Source organism: Blastococcus deserti (genome assembly GCF_042682525.1).
GTDB lineage: Bacteria > Actinomycetota > Actinomycetes > Mycobacteriales > Geodermatophilaceae > Blastococcus_B > Blastococcus_B deserti.
Genome location: NZ_JBHUHP010000014.1, coordinates 21834 through 31178, shown reverse-complemented (window position 1 = coordinate 31178; position 9345 = coordinate 21834). Strand labels below are relative to the sequence as shown.

Genomic DNA, 9345 nt, shown 5'->3' with positions numbered 1-9345 from the left:
CCCAGCGCACGGAAGGCGCCGGCGTAGCGGGTGCCCTCGCCGAGCAGGATCTGCTCCGAGGCCGACAGCCGAGCCAGCGCGTCGAGCAGCTTCTCCTCGGGCTCGGGCCGCACCCAGCGCAGGTGCGCCCGCTCGTTGCCCGGCCGCACCCAGTAGGCCGCCTCCAGTCCGGGCAGCCGCACGGTGGGCAGGATCGCCTCGTTCGCCTGCTCCAGCCCCGCCTTCGCCGCCGGCGACGGATCGGTGCCCTCGAGCCAGAAGCCGAAGTCGTCGCGCACGGTCACCTCGAAGGGCGCCGAGAGGTCCAGCAGCTCCTGCAGCCGGGGGCCGGCCGAGCCCGCCGCGCCGATCGGACCCGGGTCGACCGGCGCGCCGGCCGGCGCCTCGAGGGCTGCGGCCAGCGCGGTACCGAGATCGCGGCTGACGTCGTCGGACGACGTCGGCAGCTGGACCGCGAGCACGATCTCCCCGTTGGCCCTCACCAGGGCCGGGGTCCCGCCGGGCAGCACGCTGGCCAGCGTGACCTGCCGGCCGTCGGTGGTGCGCAGCCTGGCCGTCGCGGCGGGCACGAGCTCCCGCAGGGCGACCCAGTCCACCTCGCCCGGCAGACCCTCGAACGGCCGGGTGACCGGCGGGGCGTACCCGGAGCCGTGGCAGTGCTTGTAGCGGCGCCCGGAGCCGCAGAAGCACGGCGCCTTGGGGTTGATGCCCTCGGGCGCGGGAGCGGCGACGGAGGAGCGCTTGCGGGATGCCATGCGCAGCAGCGTATGTGGGCCGGCACAGGGGCCGGCTGCTACCCGCTGCTCCCTGTCCGGCAGCCGCCGACCGGTCCTCGCCAGGAGACTCCGGGCGTCGGGGCCGTCGTCACCCGTCCACGCCCGGCCATACGCTCCCCGCGTGACCGTGGCCGCCGCTCCCCTGGACCTGACCGATGCCGCGGTCGTCGGCGACCCCTACCCGGCCTTCGCCCGTGCCCGCGCGGTCGCGCCGGTCCAGTGGCACGAGCGGCTGGGCCTGTGGCTGGCCTTCACCCACGCCGAGGCCAACGCCGTCCTCCGCGACCGGCGGCTGGGCCGCATCTGGACCGACAAGCAGCCGGCCGAGCGGTTCGGCAGCTTCAACCTCATCCACCGCAACGCGATCCTCGAGATGGAGCCGCCGGACCACACCCGGCTGCGCCGGCTGATCAGCGCCGCCTTCGCCCGAGGGCACGTCGAGCGGCTGCGGCCGTGGGTCGAGCAGCTCGCCGGCACGCTCGTCGACGGGCTGGTCGAGCGCTCCGGCGGCGCCGAGCCGGTCGACGTCCTCTCCGGGATGGCCGAGGAGCTCCCGGTCGCCGTGATCGCCGAGCTGCTGGGCGTGCCCGACGCCGACCGGCCGCTGCTGCGGCCGTGGTCCAACGCCATCGTGAAGATGTACGAGTACGGCCGGACGGCGGAGATCGAGGACGCCGCCGAGCGCGCCGCCGCCGAGTTCGTGGCCTACCTGCGCATGCTCACCGAGCAGCGCCGCCGTTCCCCGGGCGAGGACCTGCTGTCCCACCTCGTGGGCGTCCGCGACTCCGACGGCGACCGGCTGACCGAGGACGAGCTGGTCACCACCTGCATCCTGCTGCTCAACGCCGGCCACGAGGCGACCGTCAACGTCAGCGGCAACGGCCTGCTGGCCCTCCTGGAGCACCCGGACCAGCTGGAGCGGCTGCGGGCCGATCCCGGACTGCTGCCCACCGCGATCGAGGAGCTGATGCGCTTCGACTCGCCCCTGCAGCTGTTCGAGCGCACCGCCACCGAGGACGTCGCGATCGGCGGCGTCACGGTGCGCACGGGGCAGAAGATCGCGGCGCTGCTGGGGTCGGCCAACCACGATCCCGCTGTGTTCGAGGGCCCGGAGACCCTCGACGTGGGCCGCACCGAGAACCCGCACATCTCGTTCGGCGCCGGCGTCCACTTCTGCATCGGCGCGCCGCTGGCCCGGGTCGAGCTGCAGGCCTCCTTCGGCGCCCTGCTGGCGCGGACGTCCCGCCTGGAGCTGGGGCGGCCCGCACGGCGCCGTCCGGAGTTCGTCATCCGGGGGCTGGCCGAGCTGCCGGTCGTCCTCACCGCGTGACGTGTCCGCCGACGAGGTCCTGGCCGCGCTGCGGGCGCGGGCCGATCCGTCCCGGTTGCCGGGCATGGCCCGCTACGGCATCGGGACGGGCGAGGTGTGGGGCGTGACCGTCGCCGAGCTCCGCGGCCTGGCGAAGACGCTGGGTCGCGACCACGAGCTGGCCGGGGCGCTCTGGGACTCCGGCGTCTCCGAGGCCCGGGTCCTGGCGAGCCTGGTCGACGACCCCGCCGTGGTCGACGACGAGCAGTTCGAGCAGTGGGCGGCCGACTTCGCGTCGTGGGACCTGTGCGACCAGGTCTGCCAGAACCTCTTCCGGTACTGCCCGCAGGCCTGGGACAAGGCGCGGGAGTGGAGGGGGCGCACGGAGCCGTTCGTGAAGCGCGCCGGCTTCACCCTCATGGCCGGCCTGGCGGTGGCGGACAAGCGGGCGGACGATCCCCGGTTCGTCGCCTTCCTGACCGACGTCGCCCGCACCGCGGACGACGACCGCCCGGTCGTCCGCAAGGGCGCGAGCTGGGCGCTGCGCCAGATCGGCAAGCGGGGTCCGGGCCTGCACGCACGCGCCGTCGAGACCGCCGTCGAGCTCGCCGGGCGTGCGGACCGGGGCGCCCGGTGGGTCGGGAAGGACGCGCTGCGGGAGCTGCGGAGTCCCCGCGTGCTGGACCGGATCGGCTCCTTCTCGCCGCGCTGACTCCCGGTGGATAGTGAGCGCGGTCACTGGCACGATGCGGCCATGCGCGGGCTGATGCAGGACTTCCCTTTGACCGTCGACGCGATCTTCCGCCACGTCGAGCAGCACTACGGCGACGGCACGATCGTCACCAACAACCCCGGAGGCGTGACCCGGACGACCTACGCGGAGTGGGCACAGCGCACCCGCAGGCTGGGCGGGGTCCTGGACACGCTCGGCATCAGCGCCGACGGCCGGGTGGGGACGTTCGCCTGGAACTCCGCCCGCCACCTCGAGCTGTACTTCGCCGCGCCCTGCACCGGGCGCGTGCTGCACACCCTCAACGTGCGGCTCTTCCCCGAGCAGCTGACCTACATCGCCAACCACGCCGAGGACGAGGTCATCTTCGTCGACCGCACCGTGCTGCCTCTGCTGTGGCCGCTCATCGACACGATGAAGACGGTCAAGCACGTCGTGGTCATGGACGACGGCGGGAACAACGAGATCCCCGACGACTCCCGCGTCCTCGACTACGAGACGCTGCTGGCCGACGCGCAGCCGGTCGACTTCCACGTCGAGGACGAGAACGCCGCGGCGTCGATGTGCTACACGAGCGGCACGACCGGCAACCCGAAGGGCGTCGTCTACTCGCACCGCTCGACGTGGCTGCACACCATGGGGGTGATGGCGCCCAACGCCTTCGGCCTGGGCATCCGCGACGTCGCGATGCCGGTCGTGCCGATGTTCCACGCCAACGCCTGGGGCATCGCGCAGGCCGCGCCCGCCGCGGGCGCGTCCCTGGTGATGCCCGGCGCGATGATGCAGCCGGAGAACCTGGCCAAGCTGATCATCGAGGAAGGGGTCACCTTCACCGCCGGCGTGCCGACCATCTGGCAGGGCGTGCTCCCCCACCTGGCCGGCAAGCCGCACAAGCTCCGCGACATCGGCTGCGGTGGCTCCGCCGTCCCGAAGGCGCTGTCCGAGGCCTACCGCGAGCAGGTCGGGCTGCCGATCCTGCAGGCGTGGGGCATGACCGAGACCCACCCCGTCGCGTCCTCCGGGGTCCTGCCGAACCGGTACCAGGACGCCGACGACGAGACCAAGGCGGCACAGCGCGCCCGGGCCGGCATCCCGTTCCTCGGGGTGGAGGCACGGATCGTCGACGCCGACACCCTCGAGCCGCAGCCGTGGGACGACAAGGCCACCGGTGAGCTCCAGGTGCGCGGGCCGTGGTGCGCGAAGGACTACTACAACCCCGACGCCGGCGTGACCCTCACGACCGAGGACGGGTGGATGCGCACCGGCGACGTCGCGGCGATGGACGAGTACGGGTCCATCCGGATCGCCGACCGCACCAAGGACCTGATCAAGTCCGGCGGTGAGTGGATCAGCTCGGTCGACCTGGAGAACGCGATTATGAGCCACCCCGCGGTGAAGGAGGCCGCGGTCGTCGGCATCCCGCACCCGAAGTGGGACGAGCGCCCGCTGGCCTGCGTCGTCCTCAAGGAGGGCCAGACCGCGACCGCCGAGGACATCCTCGACCACATCCGGCCGCTGGTGGCCAAGTGGTGGATGCCCGACGCCGTGGAGTTCATCGACGAGGTGCCCAAGACCAGCGTCGGCAAGTTCTCCAAGAAGGACCTGCGCGCGAGGTTCGCCGAGTACGAACTGAAGTCCTGAGGAATCGAGCTTTCTGTACCGAGAGCCGCCGCGGGCGCGGGAGCTTTCGGTACAGAAAGCTGGTCAGCGCACGAAGGGCGGCTGGCCGGTCTCGCTCACCATGGGCCGGCCGGCCGCCTCCCACTCGCCCATGCCGCCGCCGACGTTGACCGCGTCGTAGCCGTTCTGGTTGAGCCACGCGGCCACCCGCGCCGACCGGCCGCCCCCGCGGCAGGTGACGTAGAGCGGGTCGCCCTCGGGCAGGTCGTCGAGCCGGGCCGGGACCTCCCCCATGGGGATGTGGGTCGCGCCCTCGATGTGGCCGTGCACCCACTCGTCGTCCTCACGGACGTCGAGGACGACGGCGTCCTCGGGCACCTCGGCGGCGGAGACGGTCGGAACTTGCTGCGGCATCACGTGCTCCATCGTGGCACGCGCCGGACCCGTGCCGGTCACTGCGAGGATGACCGCGATGTCCTGCACCCGGTCCTCCACCCGCCCTGGCCCATGACCACCACCGGCGTCCCCGTCCGCGAGCCGGCCTGGTCACTGTCCCGGTCGGCCATCGGCCTGTGGATCACCCACGGCGTCATCGGGGCCGTCCTCGACGCCGTCCTCTCCGTGCTGTTCCTGGTCCTCGTCCCCGCGTCGGCCGGCGGGCCAGTCCCCGTGCTCCGGTGGGTCGTCCCGATCGCCGCGACCGTGCACGCGGTCGTCGCGATCTTCGTGCAGCCGTGGCTCCGGTACCGGGTGCACCGCTGGGAGGTCACCGCCGAGGCTGTCTACACGTTGACCGGCTGGTTCACCCGCACCTGGACGCTGGTGCCCATCTCGCGCATCCAGACCGTCGACGTCACCCGCGGCGTGCTGCAGCAGCTCTTCGGCCTCTCCACCGTGGCGGTGCTCACCGCGTCCAGCCAGGGGACCGTCCAGATCCCGCACCTGGACGCCGACGTGGCCCGGCGGGTGGCCGACGACCTCGCCCACCGGGCGGAACAGATCCGCGACCAGGCAACATGACCGCTCCGACCCCGGCGGGACGACGGACGTCGCCCCGGATCGTGCTCGTGCACACCGCGACCTTCCGGCAGGCCCGGCAGTTCGTCCCGGCACTCATCCCGCTCGTCGCGGCCGTCGGACTCGGCGACGGCGTCACGACGGTCGTGATCCTGGCCGTCGCCGTCACGCTGCTCTCCCTGGCCACCGCCGCCCTCTCGTGGTGGCGGTTCACGTACGCGGACGGGCCGACCACCGTGGTCGTGGCCCGCGGGCTGCTGTCGCGCTCGGTGCGGACCGTCCCGAACGACCGCATCCGCGGCGTCGAGGTGGAGGCGCCGGCGCTGCACCGGCTGTTCGGGCTGGTCCGGGTGCGGATCGACGCCGCGGCAGGGGCGGTGGGCGGCAAGGACGAGGAGCTGGTCGTCGACGGCCTGCCCCGCGCCGAGGCGGACCGGCTGCGCGCCGCCGTCCTCACCTCCCGCTCCGCGGCCGGCGCGGAGCAGGAGGCCGGGCCGGAGCCCGAGGAGGAGTTCGCCCGGTTCGACAACCGCTGGCTGCTCTACGCCCCGCTGGTCGGCAGCTACCTGGCGGTGCCGATGGCCGCGGTCGGTGCCCTGTTCCGGCTGGCGCAGGAGCTGCCGGAGAGCCTCCGCCCCCAACTTGACGGTCCCGACCTCTCCGAGGTGCAGGTGCTGGTCGTGGCCCTGGTCGCCGCGCTGGCGCTGCTGGCGGCGGGCTCGGTCGTCGGCGCCGCCGTCGTCAACTGGCGCTTCCGGCTGACCCGGCGGGGCGGCTCGCTCGTCGCCGTGCGGGGCCTGGTGACCCGCCGGCACACCGAGCTGGAGGTCGACCGGATCCGGGGCTGGGCCCTGTCGGAGGGGCTGGGCATGCGCATCGTGGGTGCGGCGCGGCTGAGCGCGCTGGTCACCGGCCTCGGTGACGCCGCCCGCCGCGGTCAGCTGCTGCCGCTGGGACCGCGGGCGGAGGGCCTGGCGCTCGGCGTCCGGCTGGTCGAGGACCCCGGCCCGCTGGTCCCCCACCCACCGGCCGCCCGGCGGCGCCGGGTGGTCCGCGCGCTGGCGGCGGGTCTGCTCGTCACCGCAGCCGGCGCGGTGGTCACCCCGCTGCTGGGCTGGTGGGGCGTGCTCCTGGCGGGCGGCGTGCTGCTCGCCCTCGGCGTGCCGCTGGGCCTGGGCCGCTACGCCTCCCTCGGGCACGCCGCGGGGCCGCGCTCGTTCACCGTCCGCAGCGGATGGCTGGTGCGCGAGCAGGCCGTGCTGCAGCGCCGGGCGGTGGTCGGCTGGCAGGTGCGGCAGTCACCGTTCCAGCGCCGGGCGGGCCTGGCCACGGTCGTCGCGTGCGTGGGCGCCGGCCGGGGCGGCTACGCCGCCGTCGACATGGCCGCGGACCACGTCGTCGACTTCACCGCCGCCGCGACGTCCGGGCCGTGGGCGGCCGACTTCAGGGAGCGGTGACCTCGTCGCCGCTCCGGAGCAGCGACGAGGCCAGCGCGCGGGCGCCCTCCGGATGCTCGGCGGCGAGCAACCCGACGGCGGCGAGCACGTACCGGCGGTCCACGACCACCGGTGTCCCGCCCAGCACGCTGCCGGCCCCTCCCGCGTCTGCCGCCACCCGCGCGATGACCCGGTCGACGGCGGCCGGATCGGCATGCCGGAACACCCCGCCGGAGAGCACGACCAGCCCGGCCGACCGGGCGCTCGCGCCTCCGGCGCCGTAGCCGGCCTCGGCGCGCAGGTGCCGGCGCAGCGCCACCGTGGCCGCGGCCTCCCCCAGGTGCAGCGGTTCGTCGCCGGGCGCGGGCAGCCCTTCCACAGCAGCCGCCACGCGCAGCGCGTCCACGCTCCAGGAGACCCCCAGGTCCCCCTCGACGGTCCGTCGGCGAGCCGGGATCCCCACCGCTTCGCGGCCGAGGGTGGCCTGCTCGGCGTCGGGGTCGGGGACGCAGTAGACGTCCGTGGTGGCCCCGCCGACGTCCACGACGACGACGGAGACCGCTTCGGGGGCGAGCACACGGGCGAGCACCGTCACCCCCTCCAGGACGGCGTCCGGCGTCACGGCCCGCACCCACGAGCGCAGCCGCGGATCCGTGGACAGCCGGTCGCCGCCGATGACGTGCTCCAGGAACACGGTGCGGATCGCCGCCCGGGCCGACTCCGGTGCCAGCCGGCCGATGTCGGGCAGCACGTTGTCCGCCTCGTGCACCGGCAGGCCACCACGGCGCAGCACCTCGGCCACCTCGTCGCGGACGGCGACGTTGCCGGCCAGCACGACCGGGACGGACCACGGAAGGACCCCGCTGCCCCCCGGCACTCGCGCGCTCGCGCCGGGACCCTGCAGCGAGGCCGCAGAGACCAGGGCCGCCGCGTTGGCCCGGAGGACCGAGGCCTCCCCGCCGTCGGTGCCGCCCACCAGCAGGACGACGTCGGGCCGGGCGTCGCGCAGCGCGGCCAGCCCGGGGGCGTCGAGGACGCCGGCCGCCACGTGCACCACGCGGGCGCCGGCCGACAGCGCGGCGCGGTGCCCGGCCTCGGCGCTGATCAGCTCCTCGTAGCCGACCACGGCCAGCCGGAGCCCTCCACCGGCGCTCGAGCAGGCGATCACGGGGGTGTCCGGATGGTCGGCGGTCGCCGCCAGGACGCCGCGGACCACGTCGTCGAGCGTCGTGGGCGCCTGGGCGGTGGCCAGCAACCGCCCGGTGGCCGGGTCGACGAACGCGGCCTTGGTGAACGTGGAACCGATGTCGACGCAGGCGAGCGTCATGTGCGGACCAGCCCCGCCTCGGCGGCGCCGTCGGTCAGCGCCTCCAGGCCGAACGCCTGCACCGGCCCTGTCGCGCCGGTCGCGAGGACCCCGTGCTCGGCGGCCCGGGTCGCGCCCCAGGCCAGCATCGCGGCGGTGAGCCCGTACGCCTCGGGTCCGCTGACCTGCACGTGGCTGACCCGCGCGCCCCTGTCGTCGCGCACCTCGGCGACGGTGTGCGTGCGGGCCCGCTCGATCGTCGCCCGGGAGGGCGCCTCGGCCACCCGGGCACCGACCACGCCGGCCAGCCGCTGCGCGGCCCGCGCCGAGCCGGGCAGCCGCCCCACCAGCCCGGTGAGCGGCGCCAGCCGGTGGGCCACCGATGTCAGCGGGCCGAACCAGTCGAGGTGGACACCGACCTCGCGCAGGGGCGGCGCGAGCGGGGGCATCGTGAGGTGCTCGGAGCCGCCCACCGACAGTCCCCGGCGCGGGCGCCCCCCGGCCTCGAACCGCCACAGCCGCCGGCCCGCGGCCTCGTCCACCACCCGGCCACCGGTGAACGCGAAGCCCGGCTCGAGCAACAGGCCCATGACCGAGACGAGGGTCCCGCGCGAGAAGGCCTGCCCCGAGGTGCCCTCCAGGCCGTAGCCGACGTCGAGCCGGTGGGCGCGGTCCCCGGCTTCGGCCAGGGCGTGCGCCCCGGCGAGGTTGCCCGGCACGTAGTCGAGGCCGAACGCGGGGACGAGGGTGGCGCCGCGGGCGGCCGCGCGGATGGCGTCGTCCTCCAGGACCCGGCGGATGAACGGCGGCTCACCCGTGGAATCGAGGTAGACGGCGCCGGCGTCGACAGCGGCGTCCACGGCCGCGCGGCCCAGCCGCAGGAACGGTCCGACGGTGCTGACCAGGACGTCGCCAGGACCGATGAGCTCCCGGACCGACCGGGGATCGGTGACGTCGGCCCGCGCGGTCTCCAGACCGTCCAGCCGGCCGGCGAGCTCGGCCAGCCGCTCCGGGTCCCGGCCGGCCAGCACGGGCCGAGCGCCACGCCGCACCAGGGCCTCGGCCGTGCGTGCCCCGGTGTACCCGGTCGCGCCGAGCAGGACGATGCGCGCAGTCACCCGGCGGACACTATCCACCGGCCGATCCGGGCG

General features: G+C 75.0%; 9 protein-coding genes. 5 read left to right on the top strand and 4 right to left on the bottom strand.

What is annotated here, in order from left to right; genetic code table 11:
• A partial coding sequence (locus ACFSHS_RS13905) for a DUF5926 family protein (protein ID WP_376877011.1) occupies positions 1 to 755 on the bottom strand: 755 nt, incomplete at its 3' end.
• Positions 756 to 897: 142 nt separating this feature from the next.
• Here ACFSHS_RS13905 and ACFSHS_RS13900 point away from each other — a divergent pair.
• From ACFSHS_RS13900 to ACFSHS_RS13890, 3 genes are read left to right on the top strand one after another with little or no spacing between them, the layout of a single operon-like run.
• Positions 898 to 2106, top strand: coding sequence for a cytochrome P450 (locus ACFSHS_RS13900; protein ID WP_376877008.1), 1209 nt, complete (start codon positions 898 to 900; stop codon positions 2104 to 2106).
• Between the two features lies 1 nt (position 2107).
• Positions 2108 to 2797 (top strand): DNA alkylation repair protein, encoded by a 690-nt coding sequence (locus ACFSHS_RS13895; RefSeq protein WP_376877005.1) that lies wholly within the window; start codon positions 2108 to 2110, stop codon positions 2795 to 2797.
• Positions 2798 to 2839: 42 nt separating this feature from the next.
• On the top strand, positions 2840 to 4456 hold the full coding sequence (locus ACFSHS_RS13890) for a long-chain fatty acid--CoA ligase (RefSeq protein WP_376877002.1): 1617 nt from the start codon (positions 2840 to 2842) through the stop codon (positions 4454 to 4456).
• 63 nt (positions 4457 to 4519) lie between these two features.
• Here the strand turns inward: ACFSHS_RS13890 and ACFSHS_RS13885 are convergent, their stop codons facing one another.
• Complete coding sequence (locus ACFSHS_RS13885; protein ID WP_376876999.1) at positions 4520 to 4918, bottom strand: rhodanese-like domain-containing protein; 399 nt, start codon at positions 4916 to 4918, stop codon at positions 4520 to 4522.
• Positions 4919 to 4942: 24 nt separating this feature from the next.
• Here ACFSHS_RS13885 and ACFSHS_RS13880 point away from each other — a divergent pair, with 24 nt between their 5' ends.
• Positions 4943 to 5455: a PH domain-containing protein gene (locus tag ACFSHS_RS13880; protein ID WP_376876996.1), complete on the top strand. Its 513-nt coding sequence runs from the start codon at positions 4943 to 4945 to the stop codon at positions 5453 to 5455.
• Positions 5452 to 6909 (top strand): PH domain-containing protein, encoded by a 1458-nt coding sequence (locus ACFSHS_RS13875; RefSeq protein ID WP_376876993.1) that lies wholly within the window; start codon positions 5452 to 5454, stop codon positions 6907 to 6909. Before ACFSHS_RS13880 ends, ACFSHS_RS13875 begins: the two co-directional genes overlap by 4 nt.
• Here the strand turns inward: ACFSHS_RS13875 and ACFSHS_RS13870 are convergent.
• Positions 6896 to 8215 carry a glutamate mutase L gene (locus ACFSHS_RS13870; protein WP_376876990.1) on the bottom strand — a complete coding sequence of 440 codons (1320 nt, stop codon included), beginning with the start codon at positions 8213 to 8215 and terminating at the stop codon, positions 6896 to 6898. The genes ACFSHS_RS13875 and ACFSHS_RS13870 overlap by 14 nt on opposite strands.
• Positions 8212 to 9312 carry a saccharopine dehydrogenase family protein gene (locus ACFSHS_RS13865; RefSeq protein ID WP_376876987.1) on the bottom strand — a complete coding sequence of 367 codons (1101 nt, stop codon included), beginning with the start codon at positions 9310 to 9312 and terminating at the stop codon, positions 8212 to 8214. Before ACFSHS_RS13865 ends, ACFSHS_RS13870 begins: the two co-directional genes overlap by 4 nt.
• Between the last annotated feature and the right edge of the window lie 33 nt (positions 9313 to 9345).